16 protein-coding genes are annotated in these 18578 nt (G+C 74.3%); 15 read left to right on the forward strand and 1 reads right to left on the reverse strand.

Annotated features, from left to right (window positions below; all coding sequences use genetic code 11):
• Positions 1-18 precede the first annotated feature (18 nt).
• From dhaL to ftsY, 10 genes are all read left to right on the forward strand, one after another.
• Positions 19-651, forward strand: a complete 633-nt coding sequence (gene dhaL, locus AB5970_RS12210; protein ID WP_370504215.1) for a dihydroxyacetone kinase subunit DhaL — start codon at positions 19-21, stop codon at positions 649-651.
• Positions 648-1370, forward strand: a complete 723-nt coding sequence (gene dhaM / locus AB5970_RS12215) for a dihydroxyacetone kinase phosphoryl donor subunit DhaM (protein ID WP_370504216.1) — start codon at positions 648-650, stop codon at positions 1368-1370. The genes dhaL and dhaM overlap by 4 nt, the downstream gene beginning before the upstream one ends.
• Positions 1371-1445: 75 nt before the next feature.
• On the forward strand, positions 1446-2060 hold the full coding sequence (locus AB5970_RS12220) for a TetR/AcrR family transcriptional regulator (protein ID WP_370504217.1): 615 nt from the start codon (positions 1446-1448) through the stop codon (positions 2058-2060).
• A gap of 39 nt (positions 2061-2099) precedes the next feature.
• Complete coding sequence (locus tag AB5970_RS12225) at positions 2100-3797, forward strand: MDR family MFS transporter (RefSeq protein WP_370504218.1); 1698 nt, start codon at positions 2100-2102, stop codon at positions 3795-3797.
• Between the two features lie 9 nt (positions 3798-3806).
• Complete coding sequence (locus AB5970_RS12230) at positions 3807-4208, forward strand: DUF4233 domain-containing protein (RefSeq protein ID WP_370504219.1); 402 nt, start codon at positions 3807-3809, stop codon at positions 4206-4208.
• Positions 4209-4229: 21 nt separating this feature from the next.
• Positions 4230-4664, forward strand: a complete 435-nt coding sequence (gene ndk / locus AB5970_RS12235; RefSeq protein WP_370504220.1) for a nucleoside-diphosphate kinase — start codon at positions 4230-4232, stop codon at positions 4662-4664.
• Positions 4665-4668: 4 nt separating this feature from the next.
• Positions 4669-5226, forward strand: a complete 558-nt coding sequence (locus AB5970_RS12240; protein WP_370504221.1) for a HEAT repeat domain-containing protein — start codon at positions 4669-4671, stop codon at positions 5224-5226.
• A gap of 62 nt (positions 5227-5288) precedes the next feature.
• Complete coding sequence (gene smc / locus AB5970_RS12245) at positions 5289-8855, forward strand: chromosome segregation protein SMC (protein WP_370504222.1); 3567 nt, start codon at positions 5289-5291, stop codon at positions 8853-8855.
• Between the two features lie 95 nt (positions 8856-8950).
• Positions 8951-9280 (forward strand): hypothetical protein, encoded by a 330-nt coding sequence (locus AB5970_RS12250; RefSeq protein ID WP_370504223.1) that lies wholly within the window; start codon positions 8951-8953, stop codon positions 9278-9280.
• Between the two features lie 79 nt (positions 9281-9359).
• Positions 9360-10556: a signal recognition particle-docking protein FtsY gene (gene ftsY / locus AB5970_RS12255; protein WP_370504224.1), complete on the forward strand. Its 1197-nt coding sequence runs from the start codon at positions 9360-9362 to the stop codon at positions 10554-10556.
• On the opposite strand, the gene AB5970_RS12260 is transcribed toward ftsY, so the two are convergent.
• Positions 10542-12053 (reverse strand): hypothetical protein, encoded by a 1512-nt coding sequence (locus AB5970_RS12260; RefSeq protein ID WP_370504225.1) that lies wholly within the window; start codon positions 12051-12053, stop codon positions 10542-10544. The genes ftsY and AB5970_RS12260 overlap by 15 nt on opposite strands.
• Before the next feature lie 237 nt (positions 12054-12290).
• On the opposite strand from AB5970_RS12260, the gene AB5970_RS12265 reads away from it, so the two are divergent.
• Genes AB5970_RS12265 through AB5970_RS12285 form a run of 5 tightly spaced genes read left to right on the forward strand, consistent with a single transcriptional unit; the run spans position 12291 to position 18474 of the window.
• Positions 12291-13598, forward strand: coding sequence for an ammonium transporter (locus AB5970_RS12265; RefSeq protein WP_370504226.1), 1308 nt, complete (start codon positions 12291-12293; stop codon positions 13596-13598).
• Positions 13598-13939, forward strand: a complete 342-nt coding sequence (locus AB5970_RS12270) for a P-II family nitrogen regulator (RefSeq protein WP_130782712.1) — start codon at positions 13598-13600, stop codon at positions 13937-13939. The genes AB5970_RS12265 and AB5970_RS12270 overlap by 1 nt, the downstream gene beginning before the upstream one ends.
• A gap of 22 nt (positions 13940-13961) precedes the next feature.
• Positions 13962-15758 (forward strand): [protein-PII] uridylyltransferase, encoded by a 1797-nt coding sequence (locus tag AB5970_RS12275; protein WP_370504227.1) that lies wholly within the window; start codon positions 13962-13964, stop codon positions 15756-15758.
• A 24-nt stretch (positions 15759-15782) separates the two neighbouring features.
• The gene (gene ffh / locus AB5970_RS12280; protein WP_370504228.1) at positions 15783-17372 is read left to right on the forward strand and encodes a signal recognition particle protein; all 1590 of its coding nucleotides are present in this window, start codon (positions 15783-15785) and stop codon (positions 17370-17372) included.
• A 7-nt stretch (positions 17373-17379) separates the two neighbouring features.
• Positions 17380-18474: an amidohydrolase family protein gene (locus AB5970_RS12285; RefSeq protein WP_370504229.1), complete on the forward strand. Its 1095-nt coding sequence runs from the start codon at positions 17380-17382 to the stop codon at positions 18472-18474.
• Positions 18475-18578: the final 104 nt, after the last annotated feature.

Consider the following 18578-nt stretch of genomic DNA (forward strand, 5'->3'; position numbering starts at 1 on the left):
GGTCGAGGGAGCGTGGGCATGACGCTGGACGTCGCGTGGGCGATCGACTGGGTGCGCCTCTCGGCGCAGACCGTCACGGAGCACCGCACCGAGCTGATCGAGCTCGACCGGCAGATCGGCGACGGCGACCACGGCGAGAACATGTTCCGTGGGTTCTCGGCGGTCGTGGCCAAGCTCGACGCGCTCGAGGCGCCGCCGGCGGACATCGGCGAGGTGCTCAAGCTCGTCGCGACGACCCTCATGTCGACCGTGGGGGGTGCCGCCGGACCGCTCTACGGCACCGCGTACCTGCGCGCCGCGAAGGCCACGGGCGTCCCCGAGCTCGACAGCCAGGGCGTCGTCGCGCTGCTCGAGGCGGCGCTCGAGGGCATCGTCGCGCGCGGCAAGGCGACCACGGGCGAGAAGACCATGGTCGACGCCTGGACCCCGGCCACCGAGGCGGCGGTCACGGCCGCCGACTCGGGGGCGACGCCGGCCGAGGTGCTCGCCGCCGCAGCGGACGCCGCGCACGACGGCGCCGAGGCGACCATCCCGCTCATCGCCACGAAGGGTCGTGCCAGCTACCTGGGGGAGCGGTCGGCCAACCACCTCGACCCGGGCGCGCGCTCGACCGAGCTGATCCTGCGCGCCGCCGCGCAGGCGGCCGCGTGAGCGGGCCCCTCGAGCGCGAGCCGGCTCCCGTCGCCCTCGTGCTGGTCTCGCACTCGCGCGGGCTGGCACAGGGGGCGGTGGAGCTGGCGGAGCAGATGGCGCCCGGCGTGCTGCTGCTGGCGGCGGGCGGGATGCAGGACGGGGGGCTCGGCACCAGCTACGAGACCGTCGAGGCCGCGCTGCTGGAGGCGACGCAGGACGGGCGCTCGGCCGTGGTGCTGACCGACCTGGGCTCGGCGGTGCTCACGGCCGAGTCGGTGCTCGAGCTGCTGGACGAGGACGTGGCGGCGCGGGTGCGCCTGGCCGACGCCCCGTTCGTCGAGGGCGCGGTCGCGGCCGCGGTGACCGCGCACGGGGGAGCGGACCTCGCGGGCGTGCTCGCGTCCGCGGAGCACGCGGGCTCGACCTTCGGCGGCGCCGCCGCCGCGCCGGTCCCGCAGGAGGCGGTCGACGCCGACGACGGGGTGCTCCGGGCGACGGCGGTGCTGCGCAACCCGCTGGGGCTGCACGCGCGCCCGGCCGCGGTGGTGGCGCGCATGCTCGCCCAGTACGACGCGAAGGTCCGCGTGAACGGCGCCAACGCCGCGAGCGTCCTCGAGCTGATGAAGCTGGGGGCCAAGCAGGGCGTCGAGCTGCGCATCGAGTCGGAGGGTCCGCAGGCGGCACAGGCGCGGGACGCGCTCGTGTCCGCGGTCGAGGGCGGCTTCGGCGAGGTCTGACGCCCGCTCCGTGTGAGCGACCGCACAGAAAAGTGCGTTCACTGCAAAGTTGCAGTGCGTGTAAAGTTGCACCTCGTGCAGAACAGTGCGATCGACGAGCCCGCGGCCCTCGGCCTGCGTGAGCGCAAGAAGCGCGCGCGCCGCGAGGCGCTGATCGACGCGACCCACCGCCTGGTCGCCGAGCACGGCCTGGACGCGGTCACCGTCGACGCGATCTGCGAGGAGGCCGGCGTCTCGGTCCGCACGTTCTTCAACTACTTCGAGACCAAGGACGACGCCGTGCTCGGCCACACCCCGTGGCCCCTCGAGTCTGCGGCCGCCGACGTCTTCGCCGCGGGCGGTCCCACGGGTCACCTGATGCTCGACCTCCAGGCGCTGGTGAGCTCGTTCCTCAGCGACCCGCCCATCGGCCGCGAGCGGCTGGCCCGCGCCATCGAGCTGGCCGCCAAGGAGCCCCGGCTGGTCGCTCGGCACCTGGCGTGGTTCGAGCAGCACAAGGGTCAGCTCTCCGCGCTCGTCGAGCGCCGGCTCGGGCAGGACGGCCCGCACTCGCCCGAGATGGTCGGCGCGGTCCTGCTCTTCCTCACGCACGCGACGTTCCTGCGCTGGGACGCCGCCGGCGGCCACGGCGACGCCGACGAGCACCTGGCCTCCGTCGTCTCCGAGCTGCGCTCGATCCTCTCCGACTGACGTCTTCCCGCCCGACACTCCCAGAACGAGGTTCTCCGCATGGCCACCGCAGCACCCGAGGTCGCAGCGCCTGACAAGCCGCTGATCGTCCTCACCCCCAAGACCGTCTGGCTCATCTTCGGTGCGCTGATGGCGGGCATGTTCATGTCGTCGCTCGACCAGTCGATCGTCGGCACCGCGATGCCGACCATCGTCGGCGAGCTCAACGGCGTCGAGCACCAGGGCTGGGTCGTGACGGCCTACATCCTGGCGATCGCGATCGTCATGCCCCTGTACGGCAAGTTCGGCGACCTCTGGGGCCGGCGCTGGCCGTTCCTCGTCGCGATCGGCCTGTTCACGGTGGCGTCGGCCGGGGCCGGGTTCGCCCAGTCGTTCGGCGAGCTCGTGTTCTGGCGCGGCGTGCAGGGCCTCGGCGGCGGCGGCCTGATGATCCTGTCGCAGGCGATCATCGCGGACATCGTGCCCGCCAAGGACCGCGGCAAGTACATGGGTCCCATGGGGGCCCTGTTCGGCATCTCGGCCGTCATCGGCCCGCTGCTCGGTGGCCTGTTCACGCAGCACGCCGACTGGCGCTGGTGCTTCTGGCTCAACATCCCCATCGGCCTGACGGCCTTCGCCATCGCGTGGTTCACGCTGAAGCTCCCGACGCACCGCTCCGGCAAGAAGATCGACGTCGCCGGCATCTTCTTCCTGGTGGTCGCCACCTCGGGCCTCGTGCTCACCACCAGCTGGGACAGCTGGACCGGCAACCGCGGCTACGACTGGTCCGACCCGGGCCTGCTCGCGCTGGTGATCGGCACGCTGGTCTCCATCGCCGCGTTCATCATGGTCGAGCTGCGCGCCAGCGAGCCGCTGCTGCCGCTGCGCCTGTTCAAGAACTCGACGTTCACCATCGCCACGGCCATCGGCCTCATCCTCGGCATGGGCATGTTCGCCGCCCTGGCGTTCCTGCCGACCTTCCTGCAGATGTCGACCGGTGCGGGCGTGACCGAGTCCGGCTTCCTGCTGCTCCCGATGATGGTCGGTGTCATGCTCACGGCGATCGGCTCGGGCATCGCGATCACGAAGACCGGCCGCTACAAGGTCTTCCCGGTGGTCGGTCTGGCCATCACCACGGGTGGCGTCGCGTGGCTCACGCAGATCACCGGTGACATGTCGATGTGGCTGTTCGGCGCCATGATCTTCGTGCTCGGTGCCGGCATGGGCCTGGTCATGCAGACGATCGTGCTCGCCGTGCAGAACTCGGTGGACCCGCACGAGATCGGCACCGCGACCAGCACGAACAACTTCTTCCGCGAGATCGGTGCGGCCGTCGGCACGGCGCTGTTCAGCACGATGTTCACGACGAAGCTCGCGGACAACCTGGCGGACGTCTTCGCCGGGCTGCCGGCCGGCTCCGGCGGGGACGCCTCGAGCCTGACGCCCGCCGCCGTGCAGGCGCTGCCCGAGCCGCTCAAGTCCGGGGTCATCGACGCGTTCACCAACGCGCTCGCGCCCTCGTTCTGGTACCTGGTGCCCGTCATCGCGGTGGGCTTCGTGCTGGCGCTGTTCCTGCGCGAGGTCAAGCTCTCCGACGTGGCCGGCATGGTCGCCCGGGGCGAGGCCCTCGCGGCCGACGGCTCCGGTGCGCCCACCGGCGCGGGGATCGTCGACGAGCTCTCGGCCGCCCCCCACGGCGAGCTGCCGACCCAGCGTGACGTGGCCCCGGACGACGTCGAGGCCTCGGCCCGCCGGTAACCTGACCCGATGAGCTCCACCGTCCCGGACGGCCAGGCCGTACGCCGCAAGCGCCCCGCGAAGCCCCAGTTCACCCAGACGATCCTGATCCTCGAGGCTCTGCTGGTGTTCTTCGCGACGCTCGTGGCGTACGGCCTGCGGGTGGCTCCCGTCTCCACCATCTGGTGGGTGGGCGGGACCCTCTCCGTGGTGCTCCTGCTCCTGTCGGGACTCGTGTCCCGGCCCGGCGGGTACCTCGCCGGCTCGATCGTCCAGGTGTTCGTCCTGGCCGGCGGGTTCGTCATCCCGATGATGTTCGCCGTCGGGGTGATCTTCGTCGTCCTGTGGGTGGTGGCGCTGCGGCTGGGCGGCCGCATCGACCGCGAGCGGGCCGAGTACGACGCCGCCCACCCGGGGGCGGTCGGACCGTAGGCGCCCGTTAGGGTGACGCCCATGACTGACGCACCCACCACGCAGCGCACCCTCGTCCTGGTCAAGCCCGACGGTGTCCGTCGCGGGCTCGCGGGCGAGATCGTCCGCCGCATCGAGGCCAAGGGCTACACGCTCGTCGCCGTCGAGCTGCGCGAGGCCGACGAGGCGCTGCTCGCGGAGCACTACGCCGAGCACGCCGGCAAGCCGTTCCTCGCCCCGCTGGTCGAGTTCATGCGCTCCGGCCCGGTGCTCGCCGTCGTGGCCGAGGGCCACCGCGTGATCGAGGGCTTCCGCTCGCTGGCCGGCGCCACCGACCCGACCGTCGCCACGCCGGGCACCATCCGCGGCGACCTCGGCCGCGACTGGGGCCTCAAGGTCATCCAGAACCTCGTGCACGGCTCGGACTCCGAGGAGTCGGCGGCGCGCGAAATCGCCCTCTGGTTCCCCGCGCTCTGACCCCGTGACCGGGCGACCGGCCGACTGGGTGGCCGCGGCCTGCGCGGACCTCGGCACCGAGGTCGTCGTCGGCTGGTGCGTCGGCCTGCTCGCGGGGCAGGCGCCCGACGACGGGCCGTCGCTCGACCACCTCGGCGGTCCCGGGGCGGCGGACCTGGTCGCCGGGTACGCGCGCACGCCCGGCAAGCCCGACTACTGGCCGCGCGTCTGGGCCGCCCGCGCGCTGCGCTACGCGTGGCTGGACGGGCCCGAGGTGCACGGCGCGGTCGTCGCGGCCCTGGCCGACCCGGCCTGGCGGGTGCGCGAGACCGCGGCGGCGCTGACCCGGGTGCACGAGCTGGGCGAGGCGTCGGCGGGGCTGCGCCTCCTGCTGAGCGACGAGGTGCCGCGCGTCCGGGCCGCGGCCGCCGAGGCGCTCGCCGTGGTCGGGGAGCACGACGACCTCGACGCCCTCGCGGCCGTGCACGAGCCGGACCCCGGCGTGCGCCGGGCGGTCGACCGCGCCCGGCGCCTGCTCGCCGAGCGTCTGGACCTGCCGGACCCGGGCGCGCGGGGCGCGTGAGCCGCACCGCCGAGCGGGTGGACGTCCCCGGAGCCGCCTCGCCCGCACCTTAGGCTCTGTGCGTGCACCTCAAGACCCTCACCCTGCGGGGGTTCAAGTCGTTCGCCTCGGCGACGACCCTGAACTTCGAGCCGGGCGTCACCTGCGTGGTCGGGCCCAACGGCTCGGGCAAGTCGAACGTCGTCGACGCCCTGGCCTGGGTGATGGGGGAGCAGGGCGCCAAGTCGCTGCGCGGCGGCAAGATGGAGGACGTCATCTTCGCCGGCACCGCCGGCCGCCCGCCGCTGGGACGCGCCGAGGTGGCGCTCACGATCGACAACGCCGACGGCGCCCTGCCGATCGAGTACTCCGAGGTCACCATCTCGCGGACCCTGTTCCGCAACGGGGGCTCGGAGTACGCGATCAACGGCCAGGGCTGCCGCCTGCTCGACATCCAGGACCTGCTGTCCGACTCGGGCCTCGGCCGCGAGATGCACGTCATCGTCGGGCAGGGGCAGCTCGACGCGGTGCTGCGCGCGACCCCCGAGGAGCGCCGCGGCTTCATCGAGGAGGCCGCGGGCGTCCTCAAGCACCGCAAGCGCAAGGAGAAGGCGCTGCGCAAGCTCGAGGCGATGCAGGCCAACCTCACGCGCCTGTCCGACCTCACGGGCGAGATCCGTCGCCAGCTGGGCCCGCTCGGCCGGCAGGCGGAGGTGGCGCGCAAGGCGGCGGTGGTCCAGGCGGACCTGCGCGACGCCCGCGCCCGCCTGCTCGCCGACGACCTCGCGCAGCTGACGTCCACGCTCGAGCAGGAGATCGCCGACGAGAGCGCGCTGCGCGCCCGCCGCGAGGAGGTCGAGTCCGCGCTCGCCGCGACGCGCGGGCGCCTGGCCACCCTCGAGCGGGAGGCCGCCGAGGCCGCGCCGGCGCTGAGCGAGGCCAGCGAGGTCTGGTACCGGCTGTCGTCGCTGCGCGAGCGGCTGCGCGGCACGGCCTCCCTGGCGGCCGACCGCGTGCGGCTGCTCGGCAGCGCCGGACCCGAGCGCACGGGCGGGTCCGACCCCGACGACCTCGCCGCCCAGGCGGAGCGCGTCCGCGCCGCCGAGGCCGAGCTGGCCGCCGAGGTGGAGATCGCCCGGGTCGCGCTCGAGGCGGCGGTGACCGCCCGGCAGCAGGCCGAGGCCGAAGCGACGGGCGCCGAGAAGGAGGTGGCCACCGCGCTGCGCGGCGCCGCCGACCGCCGCGAGGGGGTCGCCCGCCTGGCGGGTCAGGTGGCGGCCCGCCGCAGCCGCGTCGAGGCGACGCAGGCCGAGCTCGGACGCCTGCGGGAGTCGCTGGCGGCCGCCGAGCAGCGCGGCCAGGAGGCCACCACGCAGTTCGCGGTGCTGGAGTCCCAGGTCGCGGGCGTCGAGGAGGGCGAGGAGGGCCTGGACGCCGAGCACGAGGCCGCCGTCGAGGCTCTGGAGCGCGCGAGCGAGCGGCTGGGCGCGCTGCAGGAGCAGCTGAGCGCCGCCGAGCGCGAGCGCGCCGCCCTCGAGTCGCGGGCCGAGACGCTCGAGCTCAGCCTCACGCGCAAGGACGGTGTCGGGGCCCTGCTCGCCGCGGACGGCCAGCCCGGGCTCGTCGGGTCGGTCGCGGCGCTGCTCGCGGTCGACCCGGAGAACGAGGAGGCGATCGTCGCGGCGCTGGGGGCGGTGGCCGACGCGGTCGCCGTCGACTCCGTGGACGCGGCCGTCGACGCCATCCGCTACCTGCGCACCGAGGACGCCGGCCGCGCGACGCTGCTGGTCAGCGGCTCCTCGGCGGCGTCGACCCCGGTGGCGGACGTGCCCGCCGGCGCGGCCCGCGCGGTCGACCTCGTGCGCGCGCCCGAGCACGTGCGCGCCGCCGTCGAGACCCTGCTGGCCGACGTCGTCGTCGTCGACGACCTGGCCGCCGCGCGCGCGATCGTCGCGGCCCGCCCCGACCTCGTCGTCGCGACCCGCACGGGCGACGTGCTGTCGCGCTACCGGGCGTCCGGCGGCTCGGCGACCGCGCCGAGCGCCCTGCACCTGCAGTCGGCCCTCGACCAGGCGCGCGCGGGCGTGGCGCAGGCGACAGCCGACGCCGAGCGCGTGCGGTTCGAGCTCGTCGGCGCGACGGAGGCGCAGGCGGCGGCGCGCGAGGCGCACGAGCGCACGCTCGACCGCCTCAACGAGTCCGACGCGGCGCTGGCCGCGGTCGCCGAGCAGCTGGGCCACCTCGGGTCGACGGCCCGCGCAGCGAATGCCGAGGCCGCCCGGCTCCAGCAGTCGCTCGAGGCCGCCTCGCGCACGCTCGAGGACGACAGCGCGCAGCTGGCCGAGCTGACCGAGCGGCTGGCCGCCGCGGAGGTCGAGCCGGCCGAGAGCGAGGCCGCGATCGTCGAGGGCAGCGCCCGCCGCGACCGCCTGGCCGAGCTGGCGGCCGGCGCCCGGTCCCGCGAGACCGAGGCGCGGCTCACGCTGCGCACCGGGGAGGAGCGGGCGCGGGCGCTGTCCGGCCGCGCCGAGTCCCTCGAGCGCGCCGCGCAGACCGAGCGCGTCGCCCGGGAGCGCGCCGCCGAGCGCGAGCGGGCCCGGTCCCGGCAGTCCACGGTCGCGCAGGCGGTCCGCGACGGAGCCACCCAGGCGCTCGTCGTGCTCGACGAGTCGCTGCGGCGGGCATCCGCCGAGCGGGACGCGGCGGAGGCGGCCCGCGGCGAGCGGGACCGCGAGGTCACGGCCGCGCGCGCCGAGGTCGACGTCCGCGCCGCCGAGCTCGCGCAGCTGACCGACGTCGCCCACCGCGACGAGGTGGCTCGTACGCAGCAGCGGCTGCGGATCGAGGCGCTCCAGTCCCGCGCGGTCGACGACCTGGGGCTCGACCCGGCCGTGCTGCTCGAGGAGTACGGCCCGCACCAGGACGTGCCCGTCATCCCCGTGCCCGGCGCCGAGGTCGACCCCGAGGCTCCCACGGCGGTGCCGTACGTGCGCGAGCAGCAGGAGAAGCGCCTGCGGGCCGCCGAGCGGGCGCTCTCGCTGCTCGGGCGCGTCAACCCGCTCGCGCTCGAGGAGTTCGCCGCGCTGGAAGAGCGTCACCAGTTCCTCGTCGAGCAGCTGGCGGACCTGAAGAAGTCGCGCGCCGACCTGCTCGAGATCGTCAAGGAGATCGACGAGCGGGTCGAGCAGGTGTTCGCCGAGGCCTACCGCGACACCGCCGCCGCGTTCGACGTGGTGTTCCCCCGCCTGTTCCCCGGCGGTGAGGGCCGGCTGGTGCTCACGGACCCCGACAACATGCTCACCACGGGCATCGAGGTGGAGGCCCGGCCCGCCGGCAAGAAGGTCAAGCGGCTCTCGCTGCTCTCCGGCGGCGAGCGGTCGCTGACCGCGGTGGCCCTGCTCGTGGCGATCTTCAAGGCCCGGCCCAGCCCGTTCTACGTCATGGACGAGGTCGAGGCCGCCCTCGACGACGCCAACCTGGGCCGCCTGCTCGAGATCTTCCGCGAGCTGCAGGAGGACTCGCAGCTGATCGTCGTGACCCACCAGAAGCGCACCATGGAGATCGCCGACGCCCTGTACGGCGTGACCATGCGCGGCGACGGGGTCACCACCGTGATCAGCCAGCGGATGCGCGAGGACGTCGCCGTCTGACGACCCACCCACGCGGGTGTGGAGATTGTGTGCTGTTTGACACTCCCTGTGCGTGGGGGCCTCCCGCATCCAGGTTCAGCGCCGACACTGGGGGCATGGCCATCCTCGTCGCGATCGTTCTCGCCCTCCTCGTCGCCGCTGGTGTCCTGCTCGCTGCCAGCGTGACCAGCTCCGCCCGGGACAAGGGGGAGTCGCCCCTGCAGGCGTTCCGCGCCGGCTGGGCCGCCCGCAAGCACCCCGACACCGACCAGCGGGCCGCCGCCGCGGCGGCCTCGGTCGAGCCCGTCGACATGTCGCTGGCCCAGTTCCTGCGGGAGACGGTCGACGAGGGCGAGGCGTACCTGCAGGTCGACGACCTGGCCGCCACGCTGCAGCGCGCGCGGGACAAGGCCGTCGGCGTCCTGCCCGGGAACCACGCGCGCTGAGCCCGCGGCCGTCGGCTCCGGGCGCCCTGCCTGACGTGCCGGCTCGCCTCGGCGGCCCGCCGCCCGACAGACTGTCCCGGTGACCAACGAGACCCTCGAGATCCTCCTCGCCGCCGGCATCCCGGCGGCGATCGCCGTGGCGCTGGCGACGGTGTTCGTCCGGCGGCGCCGCACGTCGAGCTCCGACGAGGCGAGCCCCGACGAGACCGGCACGGTCGACGTCCTCCCGGCGCCCGCGCCCGCCCCCGAGGTCGAGACCGCCCCCGAGGCGCCCGGCGCGCCGGTCGAGGTCCTGCCCGAGGAGGCCGAGGCCCCGCCCGCGCTCGAGGTCCCCGCGCCCGTCGCCGGCCGGCTCTCCCGCCTGCGCGACCGGCTGGCGCGCTCCGGCTCCCCGCTGGGCGCGCGGCTGTTGGCCGTGCTCTCCAAGGACCACCTCACCGAGGACGACTGGGACGAGCTCGAGGAGACCTTGCTGCTCGCCGACGTGGGCGCGGGCCCGTCCGGCGAGCTGATCGACGCCCTGCGCACCCGCGTCCGGGTGGAGGGCCTCAAGGACCCGGCGCAGGTCCGCGCGCTGCTCCGCGAGCAGCTGCTCGCGCTGGTCGACCCGTCCCTCGACCGGAGCCTCCACACCGCACACGGCGTGGCCCCCGACGGCTCGTCCGTGCCCGCGGTCGTGCTCGTCGTGGGCGTCAACGGCACCGGCAAGACCACCACGGTGGGCAAGCTCGCGCGCGTGCTCGTCGCCGACGGCAAGACCGTGGTGCTCGGTGCCGCGGACACGTTCCGTGCCGCCGCCGCCGACCAGCTGCAGACGTGGGGCTCGCGGGTCGGCGTGCACACGGTCCGCTCGGACCGCGACGGCGCCGACCCCGCCGCGGTGGCGTTCGACGCCGTGCGCCGGGGCCGCGTCGAGGGGATCGACGTGGTGCTCGTCGACACCGCCGGGCGGCTCCAGAACAAGGCCGGTCTGATGGACGAGCTGGGCAAGATCACGCGCGTCATCACGCGGGAGGCGCCGCTGTCCGAGGTGCTCCTGGTGCTCGACGCGACCACGGGCCAGAACGGCCTCAACCAGGCGCGCGTCTTCGGCGAGGTGGCCGGCGTGACCGGGATCGTGCTCACCAAGCTGGACGGCACGGCGAAGGGCGGCATCGTCGTCGCGGTGCAGCGTCAGCTCGGCGTCCCGGTGAAGCTCGTGGGCCTCGGCGAGGGTCCCGACGACCTGGCGCCGTTCGACCCCGAGGCTTTCGTGGACGCGCTACTCCAGGGGTAGCTCGCCTGGCCGGCTCGCCCGCCGGACCGCCGCCACGCCCGCGGCCAGCAGGGTCGCGGCCGTCAGCGCGGCGAGGGGCGGGGGCGAGACGAGCTCGAGGACGGTCGCTACGCCCACGGCACCGGCCGCGACGAGCCAACCGGCTCGGCGCCGGAGCAGTCCGACGCCGACGGCGGCGAGCACCGTCGAGCTGACGACGAGGGCGGCGAGGACGAGCACCTCCTCGAACGCCCCCGGCGCCCCGTCGACCTGGACCCACTGCCCGCCGATCGGCCCCCAGCGGAGGTTGGTGCGCAGGGCGATCACCGCGAGGACGCCGGCCGCGGCCGCCAAGCACCGCCCCGTCCACACCGCGGAGGAGGCACGGCCGCGCCGACGTCGGCGGCTCAGCACCAGCAGGGCCAGGGTTGCCGGGACCACCAGAGTCGCGCCGACGGGCAGCGGGTGCGCGTCCGGCGGGGGGACCAGGGGCAGAGGCTCGACGTCGTCGGCACCCCAGGGGAAGCCGATCCGCGTCCACGTCCCGTGCTCGTCCCGGACGGCCAGCCCGTCGCCACCGTTGGCGGCGTACACGCGGTAGCCGTCCTGGGTCGGCAGGATCGCGACGCCGTGCGTCCGCAACGGCTGGCCGTCGGGGTCGTAGCGGGTCGCCAGAGCGCGGAGCACGTCCGGCGGCACCGCCCAGTCGACCTCCCAGGTGTCGCCGCCGTCGGCGCTGCGGCTGACGCCGACGCCCTCGGCCGCCACCTGGTAGCACTCGCTGCCGGTCGGAGCGGCGCACGTGGTCCCGAGGCTCCCGCCCGCGGCGACGAAGGCGTCCGTGGTCGCATCCGCCGTCCACTGCTCGCGGAGGTAGCGCCACTCCTCGCCGTCCTCCGAGACGTACCAGGAGGTCGTCGTCAGATCGAGGTCGGTCGCCATGCCGACCACGAGCACGCCGTCGACGACGCCGACCTGCATCGCACCGTCCGGGGGGTCGGAGATCGAGCTCGTCGCGGCTGTCGCCAGGACCACGAGGGGCAGCACGACCAGCCAGCGGAGCTCCCGACGCGGGCGGCGCCGCGCCCGGGTCCGGGTCACGCGCCCGACGTGCCACGCGAGCGCCAGCGCGGGCAGCGCGAGCAGGTCCGTCGGGTCGGCCAGGACGCGGCTGGGTCCGGCGACCGCTCCCAGGACCGACGAGGCGAGGTGCGCGGCCGGGGACGTGGTCTTCACGACCGCGAAGACGACGCCGACCAGGGCCGTGCTCGTCCACGCGCACCGCGCGGCGCTCGGCTCGCCGGCATCGACCACCCGCGCCAGGCCGGACACGGCCACCGCGACCAGCGGGGGCACGACGACCAGCCAGGCGACGTCCGAGAGCTTGCCGGTCCACCAGGTGCCGAGCGCGGCCTTGAGCAGGTGGTCGTTGACCACGAGGACCACGAGCGCGACGCACGTGACCGGGTGGGTCAGCCAGTCGCGTGCCGCCGTCGTGGCGGGGTGGGGCTGGACCACGCGTACCTCCGTGTCGACGACCCCCACACCATCGACACGTGCCCGCGAGATCTTGACCGCGGCAGCGCTCCTCGGGCGTCCCACGACCTGGACGTCCGCTCACCACGAAACCGAACGTTTACCTGCGGGTGAGGCTTGTCACACCGACGTAACGTCCCTCGCGCATGTCCGAAACCCGCCTCGTCGACTGTGATCCCGACCAGCCACCCCCGGCTGGCTAGTGGAGAGGCGATCTCGATGGAATTCGCTTTGGACAGCGGGAACACGGCGTGGATGCTCACCGCCGCGTCGCTCGTGCTGCTGATGACGCCGGGGCTGGCGTTCTTCTACGGCGGCATGGTGCGCGGCAAGAGCGTCCTGAACATGATGATGATGAGCTTCGCGGCGATCGGCGTCGTCGGCCTCATCTGGGTGCTCTACGGGTACTCCGGCACGTTCGGCCCTGACCTCGGCGGCGGCTGGCTCGGCAACCCGTTCACGTACTTCGGCCTGCAGGGCTTCACGGACGACGACAGCCTGATGGCGTCGACGGGCGTGCCGTTCCTCGTGGCCGCCGGCTACCAGGCCACGTTCGCGATCATCACGGTCGCGCTCATCTCCGGGGCGATCGCCGACCGCATGAAGTTCAGCGCGTGGCTCGTCTTCTCCGGCGTCTGGGTCACCGTCGTCTACATGCCCCTGGCCCACTGGGTGTGGGGCGGCGGTCTGCTCAGCGCGACCGGCATCACCGAGGGCCTGTCGACCCCGATCGACTTCGCCGGTGGAACCGTCGTCCACATCGACGCCGGTGTCGCGGGCCTGGCGCTCGCCATCCTGCTCGGCCGCCGCAAGGGCTGGCCGAAGGAGCCCATGCGGCCGCACAACCTGCCGTTCGTCATGCTCGGCGCCGCGCTCCTGTGGTTCGGCTGGTTCGGCTTCAACGCCGGCTCCGAGTTCGGTGCGGACAGCACGGCCGGGCGCGCCTGGCTCAACACGATGCTCGCCACCTGCGTCGCGATGCTCGCCTGGCTCGCGACGGAGAAGCTGCGTGACGGCCACGCCACGTCGCTCGGTGCGGCCTCGGGTGTCGTCGCCGGTCTGGTCGCCATCACCCCGGCCGCCGCGGCGGTCGACACGTGGGGTGCCATCGTCGTCGGCATCGTCGCGGGTGTGCTCTGCGCCCTGGCGGTCGGCCTGAAGTTCCGGTTCGGCTTCGACGACTCGCTCGACGTCGTCGGCGTCCACGCCGTCGGCGGTCTCGTCGGCACGCTGCTGATCGGCTTCTTCGCCACCGACAAGAACGGCGGCTGGTTCCCCGACGGCGCTCAGAACGGGCTGTTCTACGGCGGCGGGTTCACGCAGCTCGCCACCCAGGCCATCGTCGCGGGCTGCGCCGTGCTCTTCAGCTTCACGGCGACGTACGTCATCGGGCTCATCCTCAAGGCGACCATCGGTCTGCGGGTGTCCGAGGAGACCGAGGCCGGCGGGATCGACCTGGCTGTGCACGCTGAGACCGCATACGAGACGCTGGGCGTCGGCGCCCGTGTCGTGACGGAGGTGAAGTGATGACGAAGCTCGTGACGGCGGTCATCCAGCCGCACCGGCTGGACGATGTGAAGTCCGCGCTCGAGGCGGCAGGCGTCCGAGGTCTCACCGTGAGCGAGGCGAGCGGCTACGGCCGTCAGCGCGGCCACACCGAGGTCTACCGCGGTGCCGAGTACACGGTCGACCTGGTCCCCAAGGTCAAGATCGACGTGCTCGTCAGCGACGAGGACGCGGCGGGCGTGACCGAGGTCATCGTCCGCGCCGCGCAGACCGGCAAGATCGGCGACGGCAAGGTCTGGGTCGTGCCGGTCGAGGACGTGGCTCGCGTCCGAACCGGCGAGCACGGCGACGACGCCCTCTAATCAGGACGGTCGACTGCCACACATGACACAGGAACGGCCGCCCGCGGGGGGCGCGGCCGCGAACGGGTCGCCCGAGGTCCCGCACCCCGCGATCGGGGTGCGGGACCTCCGCGCTCAGCGGCTCGATCTCGCTGCCGGGCTCACCGGCCCCGGAGCCGACGGCATCGCGCGCCGGGCGGCGATCGTCGAGCTCGTCGTCGACCGGCTGCGCGGGCAGTGGGAGATCGCGACCGAGGGCGAGGACGTCACCGGCATCGCGCTGGGGGCCGTCGGGAGCGTCGGCCGCGGCGACGCCAGCCCGGTGAGCGACCTGGACCTCCTGCTGGTCCACGAGGGCCGCGGGCACTCCCCGGAGTCGCTCTCGGCGCTCGCCCAGAAGCTCTGGTACCCCATCTGGGACGCCGGCCTCGACCTCGACCACTCGGTCCGGTCGCTGGCCCAGTGCCGCCAGGTGGCCTCGAAGGACCTGCCGGCCGCCGTCGGGCTGCTCGACCTGCAGCCGGTCGCCGGCGACGCCGTCGTCATCGCGCGGGCCAAGTCCGCGCTCCTCGAGGACTGGCGCTCGGCCGCCCGTCGGCGGCTGCCCGAGCTGCTGGCCTCCACCCGCCAGCGCGCCGACCGGCACGGCGAGCTGGCCTACCTCATCGAGCCCGAGCTCAAGGAGGCGCGCGGCGGCATCCGCGACGCGGTCGTGCTCAGCGCGCTGGCCGCCACGTGGCTCACCGACCGCCCGCACGGCGCGGTCGACATGGCCTACGCGCACCTGCTCGACGTCCGCGACACGGTGCAGGTGGTGACGCGCCGGCACACCAACCGGCTGCTGCTCGCGGACCAGGACGAGGTCGCCGCGCTGGTCGGCTTCGACGACCGGGACGACCTGCTCGCGAGCATCGCGGAGGCGGCCCGGGTCATCTCGTACGCGCTGGACACCACGGTGCGCAACGCCCGCCAGGCCCTGCAGCGGCCGGCGCGAACGCCCATGCTCGTGCGCGGCCGCCGCACGGCCCCGCGGCTGCGGACCATCGCGGAGGACCTGGTCGAGCACGACGGCGAGATCGTGCTCGCCGTCGAGGCCCGCCCCGCGGAGGACCCGCTGCTCTCCCTGCGGGCCGCCGCGACCGCCGCGCGGACGGGGCTGACCCTGTCGCCGGTGACCGTCGCGAGCCTGACGGCCACCCCGCCCCTGCCGACGCCGTGGCCCAAGGCCGCGCGGACGCACCTCCTGCAGCTGCTCGGCTCGGGTCCGGCGCAGGTGCCCATCTGGGAGGCGCTCGACCTGGCCGGCGTGGTGACCACCTGGATCCCGGAGTGGGCGGGCGTGCGCAACCGGCCGCAGCGCTCCGCGATCCACCGGCACACGGTCGACCGGCACCTGGTCGAGACCGTGGCGCGCGCGGGCCGCGACAAGCGCGTCGTCGAGCACGGCGACACGCTGCTGCTCGCGGCGCTGCTGCACGACATCGGCAAGCGCGCGGGGGCGGGGGACCACTCGACCGAGGGCGCCCGGCTCGCCGGCCCGATCGTGCTGCGGATGGGGTTCGACGACCAGACGGCGGCCGACGTCACGCGGCTCGTGCGCGAGCACCTGACCCTCTCGGAGCTGGCCACCACCGCGGACCCGGACGACCCGGCGACCATGGCGCGCCTGCTCGACGCCGTGGACCACCGGCCGGACATGCTGGTGCTGCTGCGGGCGCTCACCGAGGCGGACGCCGGCGCCGCCGGGCCGCAGGCGTGGAGCACGTGGCGCGCGACCCTCGTCGACGACCTGACGGCACGGGCCACCCGCGAGCTGGCAGGTACCCTAGGACGTCCGTGAAACCCGAAGCGTGAGGACCGCCAGGTGTTCGCCACCCTGTCCGACCGACTGACGTCGACCTTCAAGAACCTGCGCACCAAGGGCCGTCTGTCCGAGGCGGACATCGACGCCACCGTGCGCGAGATCCGTCGGGCCCTGCTCGACGCCGACGTCGCCGTCCCGGTCGTCCGTTCGTTCACCGGTGCCGTGCGCGAGCGCGCGCTCTCGGCCGAGGTGTCGGGCGCGCTCAACCCGGCGCAGCAGGTCGTCAAGATCGTCAACGAGGAGCTCGTCGCCATCCTCGGCGGCCAGACCCGCACGCTGAACCTCGCCAAGAACCCGCCGACGGTCATCCTGCTGGCGGGTCTGCAGGGTGCTGGCAAGACGACGCTCGCCGGCAAGCTCGCGCTGCACCTCAAGGGTCAGGGCCACACGCCGCTGCTCGTCGCCGCCGACCTCCAGCGCCCCAACGCCGTCACGCAGCTGCAGGTGGTGGGGGAGCGTGCGGGCGTGCCCGTGTTCGCCCCGCACCCCGGCAACCAGGGCAGCGACGACGTCATGCCGTTCGGCGCCGACCCGGTCGCCGTGGCGCGCGAGGGCCTGGCGACCGCCAAGACCAAGCTGCACGACGTGCTGATCGTCGACACGGCCGGCCGCCTCGGCGTCGACGCCGAGCTGATGCAGCAGGCCTCCGACATCCGCGACGCGCTGGACCCCGACGAGATCCTCTTCGTCATCGACGCGATGATCGGTCAGGACGCGGTCACCACCGCCCAGGCATTCCAGGACGGGGTCGGCTTCACCGGCGTCGTGCTGACCAAGCTCGACGGCGACGCCCGCGGTGGCGCCGCGCTGTCGGTGGCCAGCGTCACCGGCAAGCCGATCATGTACGCGTCGACCGGCGAGAAGCTCACCGAGTTCGAGGTGTTCCACCCGGACCGCATGGCGTCCCGCATCCTCGACATGGGCGACATCCTCACGCTCATCGAGCAGGCCGAGAAGGCGTTCGACGCGGGTCAGGCCGAGGAGATGGCGGGCAAGCTCGCCGCCGGCCAGGACCTCACGCTCGAGGACTTCCTCGTGCAGATGCAGCAGCTGCGCAACGCCGGCCCGCTGAAGAAGATGATGGGCATGCTGCCCGGCATGGGGCAGATGCGGGAGGCGCTCGACAACTTCGACGAGCGCGAGGTCGACCGCATCGAGGCGATCATCCGGTCGATGACCCCCGCGGAGCGCCGGACGCCCAAGATCATCAACGGCTCGCGCCGCTCGCGCATCGCCGCGGGGTCGGGCACCAAGCCGAGCGACGTCAACCAGCTGCTGGAGCGCTTCGACGGCGCGCAGAAGATGATGAAGCAGATGGCCAAGGGCGGCGGCATGCCCGGCATGCCCCCGGGCATGGGCAACCTGCCGGGCATGGGCGGCAAGAAGTCGCGCGGCCGCACGGCGGCACCGGCCCGGAAGGTCAAGGGCAAGTCGGGCAACCCGGCGCGCCGGGCCGAGCAGGAGCGGGGCATCACGAGCCGCCCGGCGGCGCCGGCGGGCTCGGCCTTCGGCATCGCCCCGACGACGACGCCCGAACCGAGCGAGATCGAGCTGCCCGCCGGCCTGGACCGCTACCTCGGCGGACGCTGAGGCCTCCGTGCTCCTGCACCTGCGCGGCACCGTCGTCCTCGACGACGAGCGCGAGGTGGGCGACGCGTGGGTGGTCGACGGGCGGATCACGTTCGAGCGGCCGTCGTCGGCCCCCGACGCCGTGCTCGAGGGCTGGGTCCTGCCCGGCCTGGTCGACGTGCACTGCCACATCGGGCTGGCGGCGGACGGGCCGGTCGACGACGGCACCGCGGAGAAGCAGGCCCTCGAGGACCGCGACTCCGGGGTGCTGCTGGTCCGCGACGCCGGGTCGCCGGCCGACACCGGCTGGGTGCACGAGCGCGACGACCTGCCGCGCCTGATCCGCGCGGGACGCCACCTCGCCCGCCCCAAGCGCTACCTGCGGCACTACGGGCGCGAGCTCGAGTCGGTCGAGCAGCTCCCGGACGCCGTCCGGGAGGAGGCCGCGCGGGGCGACGGCTGGGTCAAGCTCGTCGCCGACTGGATCGACCGCGACCTCGGCGCCGACGGCGACCTGCGCCCGCTCTGGCCGGCCGACGTGCTCGCCGAAGCCGTGGCCGTGGCCCACGCCGCGGGTGCGCGCGTCACGGCGCACACGTTCGCCACCGAGGCGCTGGACGACCTCCTCGACGCCGGCGTCGACTGCCTCGAGCACGCCTGCGGCGCGACGCCCGACCACATCGACCGCATCGCCGCCGCGGGCATCCCGGTCACCGCCACGCTCCTGCAGGTGGACCGGTTCGAGGACATCGCCGCGCAGGGCTCGCGCTACCCGCTGTTCGCCGCGCGGATGCGCGCGCTGCACGCCCACCGGTACGCGCTGGTCCGGGACCTGCACGACGCCGGCGTGCCGGTGCTCGTCGGCACGGACGCGGGCGGCACGCTCGGGCACGGCCGGATCGCCGACGAGGCCGCGGAGCTGGTCCGGGCCGGCCTCCCGGCCCGCGACGTGGTGGCCGCGGCGAGCTGGCGGACGCGCGAGTGGCTGGGGGTCCCGGGCATCGCCGAGGGCGAGAGCGCCGACGTCGTGGTGTACGACGCGGACCCCCGGGCGGACGTCGGCGTGCTGGCCGCGCCGCGCGCCGTGGTGCTGCGCGGGACGGTCGTCGCCGGGCGCCTGTGACCTGGGGGACATGGTTGGGAGTCCCGTCCGGCGTCTGGCACAATGGTCGGCTGTACCCGGCGTCTGCAGCCCCTCTACCTGCGTTCGTCGTGTCCCTGACCTTC

It is taken from the genome of Cellulomonas sp. ICMP 17802 (genome assembly GCF_041295535.1).
Lineage (GTDB): Bacteria > Actinomycetota > Actinomycetes > Actinomycetales > Cellulomonadaceae > Cellulomonas.

Excerpts from the sequence above, each read along its gene's own strand:
- AB5970_RS12230 (WP_370504219.1), top strand. The coding sequence starts at position 3,807 with ATGAGCTCCACCGTCCCGGACGGCCAGGCCGTACGCCGCAAGCGCCCC.
- AB5970_RS12270 (WP_130782712.1), top strand. The coding sequence starts at position 13,598 with ATGACGAAGCTCGTGACGGCGGTCATCCAGCCGCACCGGCTGGACGAT.
- AB5970_RS12275 (WP_370504227.1), top strand. The coding sequence starts at position 13,962 with ATGACACAGGAACGGCCGCCCGCGGGGGGCGCGGCCGCGAACGGGTCG.
- AB5970_RS12225 (WP_370504218.1), top strand. The coding sequence starts at position 2,100 with ATGGCCACCGCAGCACCCGAGGTCGCAGCGCCTGACAAGCCGCTGATC.
- AB5970_RS12265 (WP_370504226.1), top strand. The coding sequence starts at position 12,291 with ATGGAATTCGCTTTGGACAGCGGGAACACGGCGTGGATGCTCACCGCC.
- AB5970_RS12250 (WP_370504223.1), top strand. The coding sequence starts at position 8,951 with ATGGCCATCCTCGTCGCGATCGTTCTCGCCCTCCTCGTCGCCGCTGGT.
- ndk (WP_370504220.1), top strand. The coding sequence starts at position 4,230 with ATGACTGACGCACCCACCACGCAGCGCACCCTCGTCCTGGTCAAGCCC.
- dhaL (WP_370504215.1), top strand. The coding sequence starts at position 19 with ATGACGCTGGACGTCGCGTGGGCGATCGACTGGGTGCGCCTCTCGGCG.